The organism is Ruegeria sp. CDSB086 (assembly GCF_059611065.1).
In genome coordinates this window covers 611,580-633,815 of the sequence record NZ_JBXWOV010000001.1, presented here as the reverse complement: position 1 = coordinate 633,815, position 22,236 = coordinate 611,580, and the positions used below count along the sequence as shown (strand labels likewise).

At 57.5% G+C, this 22,236-nt stretch carries 17 protein-coding genes and 1 tRNA gene; 12 read left to right on the top strand and 6 right to left on the bottom strand.

From position 1 onward, the window contains the following. Nucleotides 1-3: 3 nt before the first annotated feature. Nucleotides 4-1,089 (bottom strand): AI-2E family transporter, encoded by a 1,086-nt coding sequence (locus AC2FIO_RS03140; RefSeq protein ID WP_282168271.1) that lies wholly within the window; start codon nt 1,087-1,089, stop codon nt 4-6. 178 nt (nt 1,090-1,267) lie between these two features. On the opposite strand from AC2FIO_RS03140, the gene AC2FIO_RS03135 reads away from it, so the two are divergent. The 3 genes from AC2FIO_RS03135 to AC2FIO_RS03125 all read left to right on the top strand — a co-directional run bounded on the left by AC2FIO_RS03135 (nt 1,268) and on the right by AC2FIO_RS03125 (nt 4,318). After that, the gene (locus AC2FIO_RS03135; protein WP_282168272.1) at nt 1,268-2,134 is read left to right on the top strand and encodes a YihY/virulence factor BrkB family protein; all 867 of its coding nucleotides are present in this window, start codon (nt 1,268-1,270) and stop codon (nt 2,132-2,134) included. Beyond that, nucleotides 2,131-4,032, top strand: coding sequence for a multiheme c-type cytochrome (locus tag AC2FIO_RS03130; protein ID WP_496695558.1), 1,902 nt, complete (start codon nt 2,131-2,133; stop codon nt 4,030-4,032). The genes AC2FIO_RS03135 and AC2FIO_RS03130 overlap by 4 nt, the downstream gene beginning before the upstream one ends. Before the next feature lie 97 nt (nt 4,033-4,129). Beyond that, nucleotides 4,130-4,318: a hypothetical protein gene (locus AC2FIO_RS03125; RefSeq protein ID WP_058271699.1), complete on the top strand. Its 189-nt coding sequence runs from the start codon at nt 4,130-4,132 to the stop codon at nt 4,316-4,318. Between the two features lies 1 nt (nt 4,319). On the opposite strand, the gene AC2FIO_RS03120 is transcribed toward AC2FIO_RS03125, so the two are convergent. Next, nucleotides 4,320-5,036: an RlmE family RNA methyltransferase gene (locus tag AC2FIO_RS03120; protein ID WP_058271698.1), complete on the bottom strand. Its 717-nt coding sequence runs from the start codon at nt 5,034-5,036 to the stop codon at nt 4,320-4,322. Beyond that, entirely contained in the window at nt 5,036-6,148 is a 1,113-nt protein-coding gene (locus AC2FIO_RS03115) for a Ppx/GppA phosphatase family protein (RefSeq protein WP_109311858.1), read from the bottom strand. Before AC2FIO_RS03115 ends, AC2FIO_RS03120 begins: the two co-directional genes overlap by 1 nt. 241 nt (nt 6,149-6,389) lie before the next feature. Between AC2FIO_RS03115 and AC2FIO_RS03110 the strand changes: the two genes are divergently transcribed. The 4 genes from AC2FIO_RS03110 to AC2FIO_RS03095 all read left to right on the top strand — a co-directional run bounded on the left by AC2FIO_RS03110 (nt 6,390) and on the right by AC2FIO_RS03095 (nt 9,168). Then, on the top strand, nt 6,390-6,686 hold the full coding sequence (locus AC2FIO_RS03110; RefSeq protein ID WP_058271696.1) for a virulence factor: 297 nt from the start codon (nt 6,390-6,392) through the stop codon (nt 6,684-6,686). A gap of 26 nt (nt 6,687-6,712) precedes the next feature. Next, nucleotides 6,713-7,639: a methylenetetrahydrofolate reductase gene (locus tag AC2FIO_RS03105; protein ID WP_496695555.1), complete on the top strand. Its 927-nt coding sequence runs from the start codon at nt 6,713-6,715 to the stop codon at nt 7,637-7,639. Between the two features lie 9 nt (nt 7,640-7,648). Next, entirely contained in the window at nt 7,649-8,710 is a 1,062-nt protein-coding gene (locus AC2FIO_RS03100) for a methyltetrahydrofolate cobalamin methyltransferase (RefSeq protein ID WP_058277989.1), read from the top strand. 384 nt (nt 8,711-9,094) lie between these two features. Then, a tRNA-Gly gene (locus AC2FIO_RS03095) sits at nt 9,095-9,168 on the top strand. Nucleotides 9,169-9,234: 66 nt separating this feature from the next. Here the strand turns inward: AC2FIO_RS03095 and AC2FIO_RS03090 are convergent. Further along, the gene (locus AC2FIO_RS03090) at nt 9,235-10,092 is read right to left on the bottom strand and encodes a class I SAM-dependent methyltransferase (protein WP_496695553.1); all 858 of its coding nucleotides are present in this window, start codon (nt 10,090-10,092) and stop codon (nt 9,235-9,237) included. A 25-nt stretch (nt 10,093-10,117) separates the two neighbouring features. Next, nucleotides 10,118-12,160 carry an ASKHA domain-containing protein gene (locus AC2FIO_RS03085; RefSeq protein WP_496695551.1) on the bottom strand — a complete coding sequence of 681 codons (2,043 nt, stop codon included), beginning with the start codon at nt 12,158-12,160 and terminating at the stop codon, nt 10,118-10,120. A gap of 217 nt (nt 12,161-12,377) precedes the next feature. On the opposite strand from AC2FIO_RS03085, the gene guaB reads away from it, so the two are divergent. The 3 genes from guaB to AC2FIO_RS03070 all read left to right on the top strand — a co-directional run bounded on the left by guaB (nt 12,378) and on the right by AC2FIO_RS03070 (nt 17,466). Beyond that, nucleotides 12,378-13,826, top strand: coding sequence for an IMP dehydrogenase (gene guaB / locus AC2FIO_RS03080; protein ID WP_058271691.1), 1,449 nt, complete (start codon nt 12,378-12,380; stop codon nt 13,824-13,826). A gap of 83 nt (nt 13,827-13,909) precedes the next feature. Further along, nucleotides 13,910-15,067, top strand: coding sequence for an RsmB/NOP family class I SAM-dependent RNA methyltransferase (locus AC2FIO_RS03075; RefSeq protein ID WP_282168277.1), 1,158 nt, complete (start codon nt 13,910-13,912; stop codon nt 15,065-15,067). Nucleotides 15,068-15,171: 104 nt separating this feature from the next. Further along, nucleotides 15,172-17,466, top strand: coding sequence for an ATP-binding protein (locus tag AC2FIO_RS03070; protein ID WP_496695548.1), 2,295 nt, complete (start codon nt 15,172-15,174; stop codon nt 17,464-17,466). Here AC2FIO_RS03070 and AC2FIO_RS03065 read toward each other — a convergent pair whose 3' ends face one another. Beyond that, the gene (locus AC2FIO_RS03065; protein ID WP_496695546.1) at nt 17,467-18,060 is read right to left on the bottom strand and encodes a sulfotransferase family 2 domain-containing protein; all 594 of its coding nucleotides are present in this window, start codon (nt 18,058-18,060) and stop codon (nt 17,467-17,469) included. It lies immediately after the preceding gene. Between the two features lie 192 nt (nt 18,061-18,252). Between AC2FIO_RS03065 and recA the strand changes: the two genes are divergently transcribed. Next, the gene (gene recA / locus AC2FIO_RS03060; protein WP_108858591.1) at nt 18,253-19,320 is read left to right on the top strand and encodes a recombinase RecA; all 1,068 of its coding nucleotides are present in this window, start codon (nt 18,253-18,255) and stop codon (nt 19,318-19,320) included. Between the two features lie 245 nt (nt 19,321-19,565). Further along, nucleotides 19,566-22,235: an alanine--tRNA ligase gene (gene alaS, locus AC2FIO_RS03055; protein ID WP_496695544.1), complete on the top strand. Its 2,670-nt coding sequence runs from the start codon at nt 19,566-19,568 to the stop codon at nt 22,233-22,235. Nucleotide 22,236 lies beyond the last annotated feature (1 nt).

Here is a 22,236-nt window from a genome sequence, read left to right as displayed (position 1 = left end):
AGATTATTGGGTCCGTGCGGGTGCGTTGTCATCACCAAGGCGGCCATCAAGAGACATCAGAATAGCCACTGGCCTAAGGGCAGGAATGTGGCTGAAGATGATCAGAATGCAGACAGTCAAAGGAACACTCAGGAATGCACCGATCAGCCCCCAAACGGTTGTCCAGAACGTTAGCGCGAGGATCACCAGAAACGTAGACATGTTCAGCGACCGGCCCAGCAAGGCAGGGTCAACAAAATTGCCGATCAGAAACTGGATGGTGCCGCAACCGAACACGATGATCAGGAAAGGCCCGATCGTTTCATATTGAACGAGGGCAATCATGGCCGGAAAGATTACGGCGATGATCGAACCGATAGACGGGATGAAGTTCAGCGCAAAAGTCAGCACGGCCCATGTTTCGGCGTATTCAAGCCCAAGCGCCTTGAAGACCGAGTAACTGATGCCCGCCGTGACCAGGCTGATGAAGGTTTTTACCCCGACATAGCGCTGCAGGCTGTCGGTGATCGCATCCAGAATTGTGGTGAATTCCGCCCCGGTTTCGGGATTGCCCGCCGCCAGTTGTATCTTTTTGCGAAACGCCAGACGCTCGGCCATCAGGAAGGCCACGTACAGGCTGATCAGGAAAAACTGGTTCAGCAACGATGTTGCACTGCTGAGCAACACACGCGCGACATAGGACATGTCGATACTGACCAGATTGTCACGGATAAACGTGGTGACGTCATTGCCAACCAGCCCCGTGACCCGGTTCACGGCGCCGTCGAATTGGGTTTCATACGTGCTGATGGATCGGGCGAACTGCGTCGCCTGACTGCCAAGGATGTACATGATCACGAACAAGCCAGCCAAAACAACTGTGACTGCGGCGATGTTGGCCAGCCAGACGGGCACCCGGGCCATCGAGATTACCCGGTCGCTCAGCGCGATAATCAAAACATTGATTAACAAAGCCATAGTCAGCGGGATCAAGAATGCTGAGCCCGCGTAAAGTCCCAGCACAATCAATGTGGCAACAATTGTCGTGTCCCGGACAACCGATAGCCTCAGTCGCGGGCTGCCCGTGTTCTGATCAGGTTCCAAAGTCATTGCTTAGCCCGCCTGTGATGCCGCGTGGCACGTTACAACGATTGGTGGTCGCTCTGGAAGATGATCCTGCACCGCTGGGCGAGATTCTGCAATGTGCCCAAATATTTGGGCGAGATAATTTACGTTCTGAAGGGATTTGCCATTTCAGAGCAAAGGAGAGGCGGGTTAGGCTGAGCGCATGAGCGCACGTGTGATTCCTTTCGTTGGTAGACCGGTTCAAGCCCTGTGGCTGGCCGTAGTGCGGTTCAACAACAAAAACGGGTTCGTGATGAGCAGCCACGTCGCCATGTCTCTGATGATGGCCTTGTTTCCATTTGTGTTGTTCACAGTGGCTTTGGCGGGGTCGTTGTCCCAGGGCTATGTCACCGATGAACTGATCGAGCTTGTGTTCGGGGCGTGGCCCAAAGACGTCGCGGGGCCAATCGTGGCTGAATTGCGGGCCGTCCTGCAGGAATCCGGCTCGGGCGTTATAACGCTGGGTGGTCTGTTAGCGATCTTCTTTGCCTCAAACGGTGTCCTGGCGGTTCGCGCGGCCATGAACCAAGCATATCACGACAGGGACGTCTGGCCGTTCTGGAAAACCCGATTGCTGTGCCTGGGGCTCGTGATCGTTGGTGGCGTTGCCATTTTGGCCATTGCCGCGGTCGAAGTTGTTTTGCCCGCATACACTCAATTGGTAAGCGAAAAGACTGATGTGAACGTGTCGGACTGGTTGTCGGTGGACAGGTTGCGCTGGACCTTCACGGTTGCGGTTCCGGCTGGCACTGTCCTGTTAGCGCATCTAATTCTGCCCACGCGGCGGCACAAGCTGATGCAAATTCTGCCTGGCGTTGTTCTGACGTTGGCCTTGTGGGCGGCCGGCGGGTGGGGGTTCTCGATCTACATCGCGCAATTCGCCAGCTACAGCGCCACGTATGCAGGTTTGGCTGGCGTCATGGCAGCGCTGATCTTTTTGTACCTGTGCGCTGCAATTCTGATCCTTGGCGCCGAGTACAACGGCGCTTTGATGGATCTGGAAGACAATCAGGATCGGGGTTCTCAGTGAAATTTCTGGCGTTGTGTGTAGGGCTGTTTGTTCCTGTGGCCGCCTTTGGCCAGGCTCCGGCCTATGTCGGGTCGGATCAATGTGCTGAATGTCACAAGGACGAGGCGGCGGCATGGTCTAATTCCCACCACGCGCTGGCTTGGACCGAGGTTGAAGACGGGGCTGTTGTTGCCGATTTTGACGGAACGCGGTTCGACCATGACGGGATGTCCGTTGAATTCACCGACACCGAAGGCGCGCTGAGCGCAAAAGTCACGGAAAAAGACGGAGTGACCACCGAATACGGCGTACATTCCGTCGTCGGCATTGAGCCGTTGCAGCAATACTTGTTCGAAACAGAACCCGGCCGGTTGCAGAGTTTCGATGTTGTTTGGGATACCGAGAACAAGCAGTGGTTTCACCTCTATCCCGATCAGGATTTACCCCCAGATGACGGGTTGCACTGGACCGGACCCTACAAGAACTGGAATGCACGGTGTGCGGAATGTCACGCGACCGGTTTTGAGAAACAGTACAACGCTGAAACCAGAACGTACGACTCGGTACAGGCCGAGATCGGGGTAGGGTGCGAAAGCTGCCATGGCCCGGGTTCTGCGCATATCGAGTGGGTCGGGGGGCAAAGCCTGCCGCAGGGTCTGGGCGATACCGGGTTCTTGATGGATTGGGGTAAGGGCCAGACCGAGGCCGAGATTCAGCAATGCGCCGGGTGTCATTCTCGTCGTGAGGCGCATGGAGATGGCAACCCGCTGCCCGGAACGCCCTATCATGACGCCTACAATCTGGCGGTCCTGCGTCCGGGATTGTACCACCCGGACGGTCAGATTTTGGATGAAGTCTATGTGTACGGCTCGTTCCTGCAATCCAAGATGTATGACCGCGGCGTGGGTTGCATGGATTGTCACGAGCCGCATAGCGCGAGTCTGAGGGCAGATGGAAACGGGGTGTGTACGCAGTGTCACTCGCCTGCCGCGAATCCCAAGTTTCCAACTCTTGCTGCCAAAGAGTACGACGCGCCGGAACATCACAATCACCCAGAGAATAGCGAGGGTGCGCAGTGCAAGTCCTGCCACATGATCGAGCGTGTTTATATGGGCGTCGACGGCAGGCGCGATCACAGTTTCCGTGTACCTCGTCCCGATTTGGGGCTTGGGCAGGACGCCTGCACCGATTGCCATTCGGATCAGGATCAGGCATGGGCGGCCCAACAGATCGAAGGCTGGTTTCCTGACAGCGCGCATCGAGAACCGCATTTTGGATCGGCCTTTCAGGCAGCAACGCTTGGTCGTGCGGATGGGCCGGAGGAACTTCTGGACATCGCAACCGACCCTAATCAACCCGGCATTGTGCGCGCCACGGCTGCCTATCTGCTGCAATCTTTTGGGTCCGCAGATGTGGCGGCCAGAACTGCAGAGCTGTTGGTGGACGAAGACGCTTTGGTTCGGGCAAATGCGGCTCCGCTGCAGCGTCAGGCCAGTTTGCCCGATCAAGTTCAACGGCTTGAGCCGCTGCTGTCCGACCCGTTACGGAATGTCCGCATTTCGGCAGCAAAGGAGTTTCTGAACATTCCGCCGCAGGCCCTGACTGCGGAACAGCAGCAATTGTCGGGGCGGGGCATGTCCGAGTGGCAGTCGGCGATTTCCAACCGTCTGGATTTTCCTGAAACGCATCTCGTGCTTGGCGGGATGGCCCTGACGTTCCGCAACGCGCTAGCGGCTGAGCGGGCGTTTCAAGAGGTGGTTACCCTTGACCCGCAACGCGCCGAAGCCTGGCCAATGCTGGTGCAACTGGCGCAGATCAATCGTGGACCTCAGGCCGCACGCGATGTTCTGGCCCAGGGATTAGAGATCATCCCAGAGGACCCGAACCTATTGCAGTTGAAGGAACAACTGGGCCGCTGAAACGGCACGGCTTGGCCCGGTTTCCGTCATTTTCCCGGCAAATTTCATAGTTACCGATCAAGCTGAGGCAAGAATTGCCCCAGCTTATAGGTGACACATGTTTCTCAAACCGGTCCACACGTCCAAGCTCAAAAAGCCACTGGCTTTGTCGCAACGGATCGAGGAATTGCGGGCCCGACCACCGGAATACATCAATCACGGCCAAGCGTTGTTGATACAAGGTATTGCCGCCGCTTCACTGCGCGAACAGGTGCTGACAGAGGATCGGATTTCGCTGGACGACTGATCTAGCCCCGGAACCCGGTTGCGACAACGAACTTCTCGGAACTGTCCGAACGCGACGCGGGTGGTTTCACATTCGCAACTTTGTCGAATTTCTGCTTCAGCAGCTTTTGCAGATCGCCTTCGGCGCCACCGGCCAGAACCTTGGCAACAAACGTGCCGCCTTCTTCCAGTACGTCAAAGGCGAAATAGGCCGCCGTTTCGCACAGAGCCATGATGCGCATGTGGTCGGTTTGCTTGTGCCCAGATGACGACGCGGCCATGTCGGACATCACCACGTCAGCCTTGCCGCCCAGCCACTCTTTGACCTTGTCGTCGGCATCGTCTTCCATGAAGTCCAGCACATGTGCCTCGGCACCTGCGACCGGTTCGACCTCTTGCAGGTCGACACCCAGAACTGTGCCTATCCGTTTGCCGGAACGTTCGCCCAGCGCATTCACTCGTTTGACCGCGACTTGCAACCATCCACCCGGCGCACAGCCCAGGTCGACGACACGTGCACCCGGCACGAGGAACCGGTACTTTTCGTCCAGCTCCAATATCTTAAACGCTGCGCGCCCACGGTACCCTTCGACCTGCGCACGTTTCACATAGGGGTCGTTCAACTGCCGCTCGAGCCAACGGGTCGAGCTGAGCTTACGCCCGCGTGCAGTCTTTACCTTGACCTTCAGGTCACGCTGCCCGCGCCCCGAATTGTTTTTGCCACTTGGTGTCTTCGCCATCAGAACGGTCCGTCTTCCAGTACGCCGTCCGCGCTCATCTGCGCATAGAGCAAGCCTTCGCGCAGCCCCCGGTCCGCCACGGAAAGGCGGTCGGTGGGCCAGCATCTTAACAGCGCCTGCAAAATGGCCGAGCCGGACATAATCAGGGCCTGCCGGTCATCGCCGATACGCGGATCCCGGCGCCGACCCTGAGGGCCGAGTTCTAGATACCCTCGTATGACTTTGTCAATCTGATCGCTGGTCATGCGCAAACCATCGACCTTGGTCCGGTCGTAGCGCTTGAGCCCAAGGTGCGAGGCCGCAACGGTTGTAACCGTGCCACTGGTACCGACGATCTGGAACCCGAGGCGGGCTTGCTCGTCCTTGTAAGGCGCGAAATCGGCAAGGTTTTCTTCAAAAAACCAGCTCATCAGGGCAAAGCGAGCGGAGTCATCTTCGACGTCGTTGAACTGATCGCGCAGGGTTGCAACACCCAGGGGTACGCTGATCCAGTCGACGACTTTTGCCGCAGGGAAGGGGCTGTCAGTCGTGTGAAACCCATGGTGCAACCGCATGATCGCGGCGGGGCGGTCCCGGCGCGGTACGGATGAGATGTCGATCCAAACCAGTTCGGTTGATCCGCCACCAATATCCACGACCAGCAATTGATCGGTCTTGGTGGACACCAACGGCGCGCAGGAGATCACGGCCAAGCGCGCCTCTTCCTCGGGCTGGATGATCTCAAGCGTCAGTCCGGTTTCGCGTTTTACCTGCCGGATAAATTCGCGTGAGTTTTTGGCACGCCTGCACGCCTCGGTCGCGACCAGACGCATGCGCCTGACCTTGTTGCGTTTCAGCTTTTGCTGACAGATGCGCAGTGCCTGAATGGTGCGCGCCATCGAAGACCGAGACAAACGTCCGGTCCGTTCCAAACCCGCGCCCAACTGCACGGATTTGGAAAAGCTGTCGACCACATGGAAGCCGCTGCCCTTAGGCTGGGCTATCAACATGCGGCAACTATTGGTTCCCAAATCCAGCGCCGCATACAACGCATCTGGATCGGGTCTTGCCGGCGCGGGGCTTTCGACCGCCTTCGGGAACGCGCCCGCACCTTTGGGACGCTTGGGCGCCATATTAAACGCCCTCCGATTTTCGTGTTACCCCGACCATAGGTCGGGCGATTGCGTCGTGCAAGACGCTCATTAAAGTGATGAGAATTTTGATATGCGCGTTTGGTTCAGTCTTCGTTACAACCCCGGTATCCCATCGCGGGCAAAAACGTCGCTGGAAATGCGCCGTGTGTCGAAAATCGACCGACTTGCCCCCACATAGACGTTTAAAACCGGTCCATCTGGTTAGGAGGAATCAAACGCAATGCCTGACGTCACCATTGTTTACTGGCGCGATATTCCCGCCCAAGTCATCGTCGGCAAAGGCCGTCGTGGCGCAAAGCGGCAATTAGAGGAACGGTTCGAACAAGCCATCGACCGCGCGGCCATGAAGGTGAACGCCAAGGACAGCGATGCCTATCTGGCCGAATGGCGCAAGGCGGCCCCCTTCGCAGTCGACGGCGACCCGTCCGAGATTGCCGAGGCCGAAGCCACGCGTTTGGAAACGGAATACGATCAGGACCGCATCAAAGCCCTGATCGCCAATGACGGTTGGGCATGAGCCCGAGACATCTATGGGAGGCCGCAATGGCTTTGCTGAACTTCAAGAAACGTGATGCGGTCGAAAACGGCCCTGTAAACCCGACCGTCGAAGCCTTTTTGCAAGGCTATTCGATTGAGGTGATGCCGCGCACCGCCGAAAAGGTCGAAGATTTCCGCGCGTTGCTGCCCGAAGGCACGCGTGTGTACATTGCCCATATCGAAGGCACGCCGATCGAGGATATGGTCAAGACCGCCAAGCGGATCGCTGACGAAGGTTATCCGGTGATGCCGCACTTCCCTGCGCGGATCATCAAGGACGCCGCCACGCTGGAAAACTGGATTTCCATGTATCAGGGCGAGGCGGGCGTTGATCAGGCATTGCTGCTGGCCGGTGGTGTTACCAACCCGCACGGCGATTACGACAGCTCGATGCAGTTGCTGGAAAGTGGTTTGTTTGACAAGGCGGGCTTCAAGCGCCTGCACGTCGCGGGTCACCCTGAGGGCAACAAGGATATCGACCCCGACGGCTCGACGAAGAATGTCGACGACGCGCTGCGCTGGAAGCAGAAATTCAGCGAGACCACGGATGCCGAAATGGCGCTGGCAACACAGTTTGCGTTTGAAGCCAAACCGATCATCGAATGGGCCGACAGTTTGAAAGAAGCTGGTATCGATATTCCGATCCATATTGGTATCGCTGGTCCGGCCAAGCTGCAGACACTGATCAAGTTTGCCATCGCCTGCGGTGTTGGTCCGTCGCTGAAGGTCCTGCAAAAGCGTGCGATGGATGTGTCCAAGCTGCTGCTGCCCTATGAGCCGACCGATGTGATCACCGAGCTGGCCAACCACAAAGCGGCCAACCCGGATTTCAACATCACCAATGTACACTTCTTCCCGCTTGGCGGCATCAAGACCAACGCCAACTGGGCCATCAATAACGGCGGCGCTTCGGCAAAGCCTGCAAACTCCTAAGGAACGGACATGACGCGTACAGTCGTAGAATCAAAAACAAAAACTGCCGTTCTGGGCTTTGACGAACCGTTCTGCGTGATCGGTGAGCGGATCAATCCGACGGGCCGTAAGAAACTGGCGGCCGAGTTGGAAGCCGGCGATTTCTCGACCGTCGAGAAAGACGCGTTGGCGCAGGTTGCCGCTGGCGCAACCGTTCTGGATATCAACGCAGGCGTTGTCTACAATTCGAACCCCAACCCGAACGAGACCGAACCGCCACTGATGCGCAAGATCGTCGAGCTGGTGCAGGGTCTGGTTGACGTACCGCTATGTGTCGACTCGTCCGTTCCCGGCGCTTTGGAAGCTGGTCTTGAAGCTGCCGAGGGCCGCCCGTTGCTGAACTCGGTCACCGGTGAAGAAGATCGTCTGGAACTGGTTCTGCCGCTGGTCAAAAAATACAACGTGCCGGTTGTTGCGATCTCGAACGATGACACCGGTATTTCCGAAGATCCCGATGTGCGCTTCGAAGTGGCCAAGAAGATTGTTGAGCGGGCCGCCGATTTCGGTATCCCTGCGCATGACATCGTTGTTGACCCGCTGGTGATGCCCATCGGCGCGATGGCAACCGCGGGTCAGCAGGTTTTTGCGCTGGTCCGTCGCCTGCGCGAAGAACTGGGCGTAAACACGACTTGTGGTGCTTCGAACGTTTCCTTTGGTCTGCCAAACCGCCACGGGATCAACAATGCGTTCCTCCCGATGGCAATGGGCGCAGGCATGACGTCGGCAATCATGAACCCGGTGGCGCTGCCTGTGGGTCCCAAAAAGCTGGCCGAGAAAAAGGCCGAGGTCGAAGCCAAGGGGATCATTCTGCCTGCGGACATGGACGACGAAACTTTCTGTCAGCTATTCGGTCTGGGCTCGACCAAGCCGCGCGCCGGTAAGGAAATGGAGGCCATCCGTGCCGCCAATCTGCTGACCAATAATGACCCGCATGGTGGCGAGTGGATTCGGTTCAACAAATCCCCGGAAGAGGCCGGCGCAGCGGGCGCTGTTGGTGGCCGTCGTGGTGGCGGGCGTCGTCGTCGCGCATGATCCAATCACTTCTAGAGAAAAAAGGCCGGACCATGTGTCCGGCCTTTTTTCGTATTGGTGCTGATCGCCGCCGGAACCTGACAAGATCGCTAGATTAGTGGCGATATCGCGATAGTCGTCACGTACGAAGATGAGCCAACATCATCGCCCAACACAGGCAGACGCTGACTTAAGCAAGCGTTTGGGAAAAAAGAAAATTTCGAGGATCTGGTCGATCTGCAAGCGCAACTGGCGTTGAGGCAGAAGATTTTTCTATTTCACGGAGCCAGGTGCGTTGTCCTGTTCGAAGGTTGGGGTGTGTCAGGACGGAACAAGGCGATGCCGCTTTTCCGATGATGGGTTCTTGAAGTCGATAAGCCTCTGGTGATATCGGTGAAAAACGCGGCGGGTATGATGTAATGGTAGCCTGTCAGCTTCCCAAGCTGAACGCGCGGGTTCGATTCCCGCTACCCGCTCCAGAACTCAGTTTGTCATCGGAAAAGCTTAGAAATCAGCGCTTTGGGCGTGGTTACGTCTGTGGTCATTTACTCCGGGCGACGCGCCTGAAATAGGTTGATATCAGCCGGGATGTGCACCGCACCATTTTTGGCAAAGGGGTGAAACGCTTCGGCGACGGCGTGTTGGATCGCAGTCACGTCTTCGGGTTTACCGTCGAAATGGGTAATAACACGGGCGGCGGGGCCAACACGGGTACACAAGGCGGCGCAATCCAGCAAAGAGCCTTGAAAGTCCAACATAAGGTTAACAGAATCGGCGCGAATATTGCTTAGACCTGCCTTTTCCAGCAACCCGGTAACACGCTCACGATCATGAAACGCCAAGGGGCCCGGTGCATTCCGGTCGACCTTGGGCGGCGTGCCCAGCCGTTCCGAGGCCGCGATATGGGGCATTCTGAACCATGGGTTTCCGGGCAATGGCCCCCAGGCGGCAAAGGTCATCGTGCCGCCGGGCTTTAGCGCGCGGGTCATGTTGGTAAAGGCGGCAACCGTATCCTCAAAAAACATGACCCCAAATCGCGAGATCATGGTGTCTCGGTCCGCTGCTTCAAAGGCGTAGGTCTGGGCGTCGGCGAACTGGAAGGTGATGTTTTGCGATCCGGCATCGGATGCCCGTGCCGATGCGCGGTCCAGAAATGGCTGCGAGACATCTGCAGCCAGAACGTGGCCTTCTGGCCCCACGGAATGTGCGGCGGCGATCGCGCTTGCACCCGTACCACAGCCGATATCCAGAACACGCATGCCGGGTTTTAATCCGGCACGTTCTAGCACCAGATCAAGGACCGGGGCCATCAGTTGATCCAGCTGGTCCTCATAGGTCAGCCATTTTGCTCCAGACGGGGATTTCCCCCAATATTCCGCCTGTTCCTCGTTTGCGATCTGCATGTCGCCTCCCTTATGTCAGGGGTGACTATGACCGCCTGCGCCGTCTGCGACCAGAGCCTTCTTCTCCACCACCGGCATTGAAGGAGGGCGAGGGCAGAGTGACCACTTGCGACAATTCCGGGAACGGATCCGTCTTGTGCGGGATGGCATTGGCGGCAACGAAATGGTCCTGAAATTTCGGCTCAATGGCCGTTTCGACCTTGGTGATCTCACGCACGACACGCTCAATCTCGGACCGGGCACCAATGTTGCACAAGGCAATCCGCGCACCGGTGCCAGCCGCGTTGCCTGCACTTGAGACTTTGTTCAAGGGCGCATCGGGGATCATACCCAGAACCATCGCGTGCTTGGTCGAAATATGCGCGCCGAACGCCCCGGCCAGCACAACGCGATCCACCGTGTCGACGTTCATTTCATCCATCAACAGGCGTGCACCGGCATAGAGCGCGGATTTGGCCAGTTGGATGGCGCGGATATCGCCCTGCGTGACCGTGATGCGCGGACCGCCCTCGGCGCTGGCGTCGTGGATCAGATAGGCGTGGGTGCGACCTTCGGGTACACAACGGGGCGTGCCGGTCTGATCTGCAGACCCGATCAGGCCGCTTTCGTCCAGCAATCCGGCGATGCGCATTTCGGCGACCGCTTCGATAATGCCCGAGCCGCAGATGCCGGTGATGCCGCTTGTGGCAATCTCTTGATCGAAGCCTTCCTCGTCGGACCATTTTTCGGACCCGATCACGCGAAAGCGCGGTTCCTTGGTGACAGGGTCGATTTCGATGCGCTCAATCGCCCCGGGCGCGGCACGCTGGCCGGAACTGATCTGCGCGCCTTCGAATGCCGGGCCGGTGGGTGAGGAACACGCCAAGACGCGGCTGGTATTGCCCAGCAGGATTTCAGCGTTGGTGCCCACGTCCACGATAAGCACAAGGTCTTCGGACTTTCCCGGTTCCTCCGACAGTGCCACCGCGGCGCAGTCGGCGCCGACGTGGCCCGCAATGCACGGCAAGATGTAGACCTGTGCGCGGGGATTCATCTTGGTCAAATCCATCTCGCGCGCGGGCAGGGACATGCTTTCTGATGTCGCCAAGGCAAAAGGCGCCTGTCCCAGCTCGACGGGATCCAGACCCAGCAACAGGTGGTGCATCACCGGGTTACAGACGAAAACGGTTTCAACGATCAGCTCGGAACTAATCCCGGCTTCCTCAGAAATTGAGGTGGTCAAATCGTTTATCGCCTCTCGTACGGCCCTGGTCATCTCCTGATCACCACCGGGGTTCATCATCGAGTATGAAACGCGGCTCATAAGGTCTTCGCCAAAGCGGATCTGCGGGTTCATCAGGCCCGAGGACGCTTTGACCTCGCCGGTCTCCAGATCGGTCAGGTGCGCCGCAATTGTGGTCGAGCCGAGGTCGATGGCCAGACCATAAAGCCCATGTTCATGCAATCCGGGCCAGATTTCGACCACGCGCGCCGCTTCATCCTTGTGGCCTTTTTGGAGGGCAACAGTGACCTCCCATTTGCCCTTGCGCAGGACGGGCTGCAGCTTGGACATCAGCGAAAGATCGGCGGTGATGGCGTCAATGTTCCACTGCTCGCGCAGCGCGCGTTCCAGCCGTTCCAGATCGCCTGTTGGCGAGTGCATGTCGGGCTCTTCTACCACTACGAAATACAGCCGGGTTGCCGGGTCCATCGTAATGGCCCGCGCGGTGGCGGCCTTGCGAACAACCTGACGGTGGACCTGGCTTTCGGGTGGGACATCGATCACGATGTCTCCCTGAACTGTCGCCTGACAGCCCAGACGACGGCCCGATTTCAAGCCGCGTTTGTCATCATAACGCTGTTCGACCGCGTTCCATTCGCTCAGCGCGTTCTCGGATGCGGTTACGCCGTGTTTAGGAAACTCGCCATAGCTGGGCGTGATCTGACATTTCGAACATATCCCACGGCCGCCGCAGACCGAATCCAGATCCACACCCAACTGCCGTGCAGCGGTCAGAACCGGGGTACCCACGGGGAAGTGCCCGCGTTTGCCTGACGGAGTAAAGACAACAAGGGGGTCGGTGGTCATTTTTGGCCTGCCTTTTGTATTCGCACGTATGCCCGGCAAGATATGGGTTTGTGCGCAAAGGGAAAGGCCATTCAGCGGCACGTTTTGAACGTCTTGCGTCGTTTTTTGCCGCGGTATCGGCCAGCGAAGGGAAACTAGTTTAGGTCAGGGGCTTTTCCTTAGGTTAAATCCATGTAATAGGGTCACCGCCAAACGGGCTTTTGCATGGGGTTAACAGATGCAGATTCGTGAGGCACTTACCTTTGACGATGTTTTATTGGTTCCGGCGTCCTCGTCGGTGCTGCCGGCGACGGCGGATACGGCCACGCGTGTAACGCGTGAAATTACGATGAACATCCCGCTGCTCAGCTCGGCCATGGACACGGTGACCGAGGCGCGCATGGCCATCGCAATGGCGCAGGCAGGCGGTATCGGCGTTGTTCACAAGAACCTGACGGTCGAAGAGCAAGCCCGAGAGATTCGTCGCGTGAAGCGGTTTGAGTCGGGTATCGTATACAACCCGGTCACGCTGAGCGTGAACCAGACGCTGGCGGACGCGAAGGCGCTGGTGCAGCGCTATAACTTTACCGGCTTTCCGGTCGTCGATGAAAGCGGTCGCGTCGTGGGTATCCTGACCAATCGCGACATGCGCTTTGCGACCTCGGACGAGACGCCGGTTCACGTGATGATGACATCGGACAATCTGGCGATGCTGCAGGAACCTGCAGATCTGGAAGAGGCCAAGAGCCTTATGAAAGCCCGCCGGATCGAAAAACTGCTGGTGGTCGATGGTGAAGGCAAGCTGACAGGCCTGCTGACCCTGAAAGATACCGAGCAAGCCGTGCTGAACCCGACCGCCTGTAAGGACCGGCTGGGACGCCTGCGGGTCGCTGCGGCGACTTCTGTTGGTGATTCTGGTTTCGAACGGTCCGAGCAGTTGGTGGATTCGGGCGTTGATATCATCGTGGTCGACACCGCTCATGGGCATTCGCAAGGCGTTCTGGACGCGGTGCGGCGGGTCAAGACGCTTTCGAACGAGGTCCAGATCATTGCGGGCAATGTAGCGACGAGCGAGGCCACCAAGGCGCTGATCGATGCCGGAGCGGATGCAATCAAGGTTGGCATCGGGCCGGGCTCCATCTGCACAACCCGGATGGTGGCAGGCGTCGGCGTACCCCAACTGACGGCGATCATGGACTGCGCGACGGCTGCCGGGGATGTTCCCGTAATCGCTGATGGTGGCATCAAATTCTCGGGCGATTTCGCCAAGGCCATTGCGGCAGGCGCGTCCTGTGCAATGGTTGGCTCGATGATCGCGGGAACGGATGAAAGCCCGGGTGAGGTGATCCTGTACCAGGGCCGTTCGTTCAAATCTTATCGCGGAATGGGCAGCCTTGGCGCCATGGCACGCGGGTCGGCGGATCGCTATTTCCAGAAAGACGCAGCCAGCGACAAGCTGGTTCCCGAAGGGATCGAAGGGCAGGTGCCCTACAAGGGATCGGCCAGTGCGGTGGTTCACCAGCTGGTTGGCGGCCTGCGCGCAGCGATGGGCTATACCGGCTGTGCCACGGTCGAAGAAATGCGCAAGAACTGTAACTTCGTCAAAATCACCGGCGCTGGCCTGAAAGAAAGCCATGTGCATGACGTTCAGATCACGCGTGAAAGCCCGAACTACCGGGTAATGTGACGCAACAGAGTTTGCAGCACGGCGCCCCGACGCGGGCGCCGTTTTGCGTTTTTTGGGCTTAGCAGAGAAATCGGAAATATCTTATGACCCCAGCAGCGCGCGTTCAGGCTTCGATTGAAATCCTTGATGATATCCTCGCAGGGGCACCGGTTGAAAAGGCTTTGACAGGATGGGCGCGCCGCAGCCGGTTTGCGGGCTCGAAAGACCGGGCCGCCGTGCGCGATCTCGTGTTCGAAGCGCTGCGTTGCAAACGGTCCTTCTCGGCCTTGGGCGGGGCAGAAACCGGGCGCGGGCTGATGATCGGTTCGATCCGGTCAACCGGCGGTGATCCAGAGACGCTGTTTACAGGCGAACGATATACGCCAGAGCCGTTAACCGCCGCCGATGCACCGCGCGCGTTCAGCTCGGATGCCGAGCGGTGCGACATCCCCGAATGGCTCTGGCCGCGTTTTCAAACCTCGCTAGGGGATCAAGCAGAGGCGGCGGCACAGGTATTGCAAACCCGTGCACCTGTTCATTTGCGGGCTAACCTTGCCAAAACCGATCGGGCTGGTGCGGCTGCTGCTTTGAGTGCTGACGGAATCAGCGCGCAGCACCATCCGGCGTGTGAAACCGCCCTAGAGGTCACTGAAGGGGCCCGAAAAGTTGCCCAAAGCCGCGCCTATTCCGAAGGTCTGGTTGAATTGCAGGACGCAGCCAGCCAAGCCGTCGTTGCAGCGCTCGATCTCCAGCCAGGTCTGCGTGTTCTGGATTATTGCGCAGGCGGTGGCGGCAAGTCGCTGGCTCTGGCGGCCCATTCGGGTGTCGAGGTCTTTGCGCATGATGTGAACGCAGGGCGCATGCGCGATCTGCCGACGCGGGCAAAACGGGCTGGTGTGGGTGTAACCTGCCTGCAGCCGGAAGATGTGGCCCGTCAGGCTCCGTTCGATATTGTCCTGACGGATGCGCCATGCTCGGGCAGCGGTTCGTGGCGGCGTGCCCCGGCAGGCAAGTGGGCGCTGTCCGAAGAGGGGTTGAACGCGCTGAATGTACTTCAGTCCGACATCCTGAATTCCGCCGCTCAACTGGTTGGACCGGGTGGAATTCTGGCCTATGCGACCTGTTCCATGTTGGATGATGAAAACGGCGAAATTGTCGACGGATTTCTGAAACTGAATCCTGATTGGACCGAAACGCTGCGAAAGTCGTGGCTTGTGACACACGGTGCAGACGGGTTCTTTACGTCGCACTTGACGCGATAGCGCGTCATTGAATAACAACCTTAGGTAGAAGTTTCCGCTGTCCTTAAGGGGGCGTTAACCAAATTCGGGCTGAGTGTGACAAAGCCTTTTGACCTGAGTTGTTAATGTCCGACATTGCAGAGATCTTTTCTGAGCCGACCTCGCGAAAAACACCGGCCTTCTCGCGCCTTGTGCCACTCGTTGTTTTGGGCGCATTGCTGAGTTTAACACCGGTGACAGACGTTTTGCCTACCGCTTGGAATACGGGTCTTGTTGTTGCTGGTGTGTCATTGTTGTCCGCAGGTCTTCTGGTTGTTTTTCGGGGGTTTACGGCCGACCGGACGGCGCGTAGTTCGGCAGAAGTGATGGCCGTATTCACTGAACAGGACTTGTGTCCGACAGTGATCGCCAACGCAAATGGCGATATTCTGAGCGCGAACACACGAGCAAGGGCGCAGATAAGTGCTTTTCCGGGTGCGCGATTACAGCATTGCCTGAAATCCAGATTCGCTAATCCCGCAGCGATCCTGCTGCGCCTGCAATCTATCGCGGAAATCCACGAACGCGCCCGCGAAGATATCGTGACCGTTGGTTCGACAATCCCGATCTCGGTGTTCAGCGTGGGGCAGGATGTATTCTGCTGGCGGTTCCATCTGGATGAAGACGGGCAATGGGATGACGCCCCTGTCCCAGTGCTGACAGAGGGTCGCAACGGGGCAATTCTGCGTGTGAACGGAATGGCAGAGGCCATGATCGGTCACAGGCCCGACGTTATGGGTAAGATATTTCCCAATGACATCCCGCAACCGGGTGAAATCTCGCTGGTTGAAACTTCGGACGGGCGGGTGCCTGTGACCGTGTCCGAGCTGTCCCGCTCGGGCACTGTGCGCGATCTGCTTTTGTTGCCGATGAAATCTGCGGGTCCATCCGGGGGCGATGCCCCGTTCGCTGAGCTGCCAGTGCCGGTGATGTGTCTGTCGCCCGAAGGGGAAATTCTGGATGCGAACCGGATGGCGATTAAGCTGATCGGAGAGATCCAGCCGGGAGAGTCGAACGTGGCCGAAATCATGCACGGGCTGGGCTATCCCATTCTGGATTGGTTGGCCCGCATCGCGACCGAAGAGAATGCCACTCCCCGATCGGAATTTCTGCGCCTGTCACGACAGGATAAAGAGGTTTTCGTGCAGGTCACGCTGAACCGAGTGACGTGCAAGGGACAGATTTGTCTGATCGCTGTCGTGAATGATGCGACCGAGTTGAAGACACTGGAAGCTCAGTTCGTGCAGGGGCAAAAGATGCAGGCCGTCGGGCAATTGGCGGGCGGCGTGGCGCATGATTTTAACAATCTTCTGACTGCGATTTCTGGGCATTGCGATCTATTGCTGCTGCGGCATGATCAGAATGATCCGAACTATGGTGACCTGGTTCAGATCAACCAGAACGCAAACCGGGCCGCGGCGTTGGTCAGTCAACTTCTCGCATTCTCGCGAAAGCAGACCCTGCAGCCCGAGGTTTTGGACCTCCGGGATACGATCTCTGATCTGATCCATCTTTTGAACCGCTTGGTCGGCGAAAAGGTTCGCTTGACGTTAAGCCATGATCCCGTGCTTAAGCCTGTGCGCGCAGACAAAAGGCAGCTCGAACAGGTCTTTATGAACCTGGTAGTGAACGCACGGGACGCGATGCCTGAAGGTGGCGAGGTACGTATCGAGACCGAAGTTGTGTCTCTGACCGAACCGCTCCAGCGGGACCGGGCAACGGTACAACCCGGCGAATACGTCACCGTTAAAGTGATCGACAGTGGCACGGGCATCCCAACAGACAAGCTGCAAAAAATTTTCGAGCCATTCTATACCACCAAGCGCACCGGTGAGGGGACTGGACTTGGATTGTCGACGGTCTACGGCATCGTCAAGCAGACCGGAGGGTTCATCTTTGTCGATAGCATTCAGGGCAAGGGAACCGAATTTACCGTGTATCTGCCGGTTTCAACCACACCGCAGAAAATCAAGCAGGATATCGCCAGCCTTCCGGAAAACCCGACGTCCCGGCAGGGTGAAGGCGTGGTTCTTCTGGTCGAGGATGAGGCCCCGGTCCGGGCCTTTGCCACGCGTGCATTGCGATTGAAGGGCTACACCGTGCTCGAATCCGGGTCCGCCGAAGAGGCGCTGCACCTGCTGGAGGATGGGTCGGTGCATGTGGATGCTTTCGTGACAGACGTAGTCATGCCCGGCATGGATGGGCCAACCTGGGTGCGCAAAGCGATGGAGACCCGTCCGGATGTGCGGGTGATCTTTATGTCTGGCTATACCGAAGGCGCCTTTGGCGATTCAGGCCCTGAGATTGCGAATTCCACCTTTTTGCCCAAGCCATTCTCTTTGACGCAGTTGACCGAGGCTGTGTTTAACCAACTGAACTGACTAACGCGCCGCGTCGTGGCAGGAAAACTCCTCGGCGTGGTGCTTGCGGAACTTCTTTTCCGTTTCCGTCGACAAGAATAGGTCGCGCTTTGGTGAGACATTCTCGCGCTGCAGGGTGATTCCCATGTTCAACCGGTCCTGAAGAAAGTTCAGTATCTTATCTTGATTTTCGTATTTAAAAACATGCGTCGCACCGAAACCGTTGTTTCGGGTGCGGAAAAACTGGCTCTGACTGCCGACATCTGCGAATTCCGGGCGGGGGTTTTGCATGTAACCCTGAACAAAATCATCAAAGCTCAGGTCGCGGGTTGAATGCGAGTGCCCAATGCGGTCGTCCCGGCTGCGGTATTTGTACCAACTGCCGAGCCAGTCGATAGGTTCGCGCACGACGGCCATGATTTCCATTTCGGTGTCATACATTTTGCGAAAAATGTTTTGAAAAAACCTGTCATAACGGCGAACAGGCGCATGTTTCAATTCGGGCGGGCCGGTGACGACAAAGTCGGCCCGCGCGCTCAGGGCAGTGTGATAGGCTGTGCTGCCTGTTTTTGGAACTGCCAGAAACGCAAGGCGTTCCTTATAGAAAACAAGCATTTATTCGCCCTTCGCCGCCTAATTTAGTAGTCGCAGATTGGCGTAAACGACTCTTTAACACAATTGCCGAACAGTAAGTATTGTAAGTTTTAGTTGAAATGTTCTCTTTTTGGTCCCATAAGGAACAAGAGGCGAACAAAGCAGTGATTGCCGCCCGATCATGGGTGTGACAAAAGAGAAGGCGACAGGACAATGGCGGATCTTCTGACAATGAGCGACAAGAAAAACGCAGACAAGCAAAAGGCGCTTGATAGCGCGTTGGCGCAAATCGAACGGCAGTTCGGCAAAGGCTCGATCATGAAGCTGGGCGAGGATGCCAAGCAGGACATCGATGCAAGCTCGACCGGGTCTTTGGGCCTGGATATCGCGCTGGGTATTGGTGGTCTGCCGATGGGTCGGATTGTTGAGATTTATGGACCGGAAAGCTCGGGCAAGACCACGCTGACGCTGCATTGCATTGCAGAACAGCAAAAACGTGGCGGTGTGTGCGCATTCGTGGATGCCGAACACGCGCTGGACCCACAATATGCCCGTAAGCTGGGCGTCGATCTTGATGAACTGTTGATCTCGCAGCCTGACACCGGTGAACAAGCGCTTGAGATCACCGATACGCTGGTGCGTTCGGGCGCTGTGAATATGGTTGTCGTCGACTCAGTTGCGGCTTTGACGCCGAAATCGGAACTCGAAGGCGACATGGGCGACAGCAGTGTTGGCGTGCAGGCCCGATTGATGAGCCAGGCGATGCGTAAACTGACAGGCTCAATCAGCCGCTCGAATTGCATGGTGATCTTTATCAACCAGATCCGCATGAAAATCGGCGTTATGTTCGGCAGCCCCGAAACCACGACTGGTGGTAACGCGCTTAAATTCTACAGCTCGGTTCGTTTGGATATTCGCCGCATCGGCGCGATCAAAGATCGTGATGAGGTTGTCGGCAACCAGACGCGCGTCAAGGTGGTCAAGAACAAGGTGGCGCCGCCCTTCAAGCAAGTGGAATTCGACATCATGTATGGCGAAGGCATCAGCAAGATGGGTGAGTTGCTAGATCTCGGCGTCAAGGCTGGAGTGGTCGAGAAATCGGGCTCGTGGTTCAGCTATGGCGACGAACGGATCGGGCAGGGGCGTGAGAATGCCAAGCAATACCTGCGCGACAACAGCCGCATTGCGCTGGATATCGAAGACAAGATTCGGGCCGCGCACGGCCTGGAGTTCGACATGCCACCCGGTTCTGCCGAGGAAGATGACATCCTCGAGGCGTAACAGCCCAATTGGGGGCCGCAAAAATCCCCCGGTTTTGCAAGAATTGAGAATACTCGAAACTAGGCGGTCCGCGTGGCCGCCTTAACTCGTTCTGCATACGGTGATCTTGTACTATTGGTGTGTACGGATCTTGTTGACGGGTTTTCTAGCCCTTCAAATATAAGGCCGGTTTATCTTTGTGGACTATCCATTGGGACGGGGATAAACCATTTCAGAACACTGAGATTGCGCGCCGAGAGAGCCATATGCCTACGCTGAATGATATCCGCTCAACCTTTCTGAATTATTTTGCCAAACAGGGGCATGAAATTGTCGCGTCCAGCCCGCTGGTTCCGCGCAATGACCCGACATTGATGTTCGTGAACTCGGGCATGGTGCAGTTCAAGAACCTGTTTACCGGTGTTGAAACCCGTGATTATCAGCGCGCCACGACGGCACAGAAATGCGTGCGCGCCGGCGGTAAGCACAATGACCTCGATAACGTTGGTTATACCGCGCGGCACCACACCTTCTTTGAAATGCTGGGCAACTTTTCCTTCGGCAATTACTTCAAACACGAGGCGATTCCGTTTGCGTGGGAGTTGATCACCAAGGAATTCGGCATCGACAAGAACCGCCTGTTGGCAACGGTGTATCACACGGATGACGAGGCGTTCGAGATCTGGAAAAAGGTCGGCGTTCCCGAAGACCGGATTATCCGCATCGCCACTAGCGACAATTTCTGGCAGATGGGTCCGACTGGTCCGTGTGGACCGTGTACCGAGATTTTCTACGACCATGGCGATCACATCTGGGGTGGTCCTCCGGGATCGCCCGACGAAGACGGCGACCGGTTCATTGAAATCTGGAACATCGTTTTCATGCAGAACGAGCAATTCGAGGACGGCTCGATGGTCGAACTCGACATGCAGTCGATCGACACCGGCATGGGGCTGGAACGGATTGGCGCGCTGCTGCAGGGCAGCCATGACAACTATGACACCGACCTGTTCAAGACATTGATCGAAGCGTCTGCTCATGCCACCGGGGTTGACCCCTATGGCGACCAGAATGTGCACCACCGGGTAATTGCGGACCACCTGCGCGCGACATCCTTCCTGATCGCTGATGGCGTGATGCCGTCCAATGACGGGCGTGGCTATGTGCTGCGCCGGATCATGCGTCGTGCTATGCGTCATGCGCATCTTCTGGGGGCGAAAGATCCGGTTATGTATCAGCTGGTGCCAAGTCTGGTGCAGCTGATGGGAGCGCAATACACCGAGTTGGGACAGGCGCAGCCGTTGATCGAAGAGACGCTGCTGTTGGAGGAAACGCGGTTTAAGCAAACCCTCGATCGTGGTCTGAAACTCCTGGATGATGAAGTTGCAGGCTTGCCCGAGGGCGCGGCGCTTCCGGGTGATGCGGCATTCAAATTGTACGACACGTATGGATTCCCACTGGACCTGACGCAGGATGCCCTGCGCGAAAAGGGTCGCTCCGTGGACACGGACGGATTCGACGCGGCCATGGCCGAACAAAAAGCCAAGGCCCGTGCGGCATGGGCCGGTTCGGGTGAGGCTGCAGATCAGGCAGTGTGGTTTGATGTGCTGGATACTGCCGGAGCTTCGGATTTTCTGGGCTATGACACGGAAAAGGCCGAAGGGCAGATTGCCGCTTTGGTGGTCGATGGTGCATTGGTCGACACAATTGAAAAGGGCGGATCCGGTTGGGTGATTGTCAACCAGACGCCGTTTTATGGCGAAGCTGGCGGTCAGATCGGTGATACTGGCGAAATCCGTCGTCTTGAAGAACGCGATGACATGGCGCGGGTCGAAGACACCAGAAAATTCGCCGATGGCAAAATCTATGCCCACAAAGTGACCGTTGATCAGGGCGCTTTGTCCAAAGGTGACGCGGTCGAGCTTGAGGTCGACCACGCGCGGCGCACGGCAATTCGCGCAAACCACTCGGCCACGCATCTGCTGCACGAGGCGTTGCGTGAAACGCTGGGCGATCATGTTGCACAGCGCGGCTCGCTGAACGCGGCCGACCGGTTGCGCTTTGACTTTAGCCATTCCAAGGCGCTGAGCGGGGATGAGATTCAAAAGGTCGAACGCGATGTGAATGACTTCATCCGTCAGAACTCGACTGTCGAAACGCGGATCATGACCCCCGATGATGCGCGCGAATTGGGCGCACAGGCGCTGTTTGGCGAGAAATACGGCGACGAAGTCCGGGTTGTGTCCATGGGCAAAGCTCCGACCGGCAAGGGTCAGGATGGCGAGACATGGTCGATTGAGCTGTGTGGCGGTACGCATGTTCGCCAGACTGGTGATATTGGGTCGTTTGTCATCTTGGGGGACGCGGCATCCTCTGCGGGGGTAAGACGAATTGAGGCGATTACGGGTGAATCTGCAACGTTATTGCTGCGAGACTACTATTCTAAACTTGCCGAATCTGCATCACTTCTTAAGGCGCAACCTACCGAGGTTCCAACACGATTGTCTTTGCTGTTGGACGAACGCAAATCGCTGCAAAACGAAGTGGCGCAGCTGCGCCGCGATCTGGCCATGGCCGGAGGGGCCGGGCAGGGTGGCAGCGAAGCGCGTAATGTGAACGGGGTCGCCTTCCTTGCGCAAGCGCTGAACGGCGTATCGGGCAAGGACTTGCCGGCGTTGATTGATGAGCACAAAAGCCGTCTGGGGTCTGGTGCCGTTCTGCTGATCGCGGATGCGGGCGGTAAGGCTGCTGTGGCCGCCGGTGTGACGGCCGATCTGATCGACAAAGTCTCGGCCGTTGATCTAGTTCGTGCGGCTGTCGCAGAACTGGGCGGTAAAGGCGGCGGTGGACGCCCCGACATGGCACAGGGCGGTGGCAAGGACGCGTCGAACGCAGATGCGGCGATCAAAGCCGCAGAACAGGTTTTGGGAGGATAAG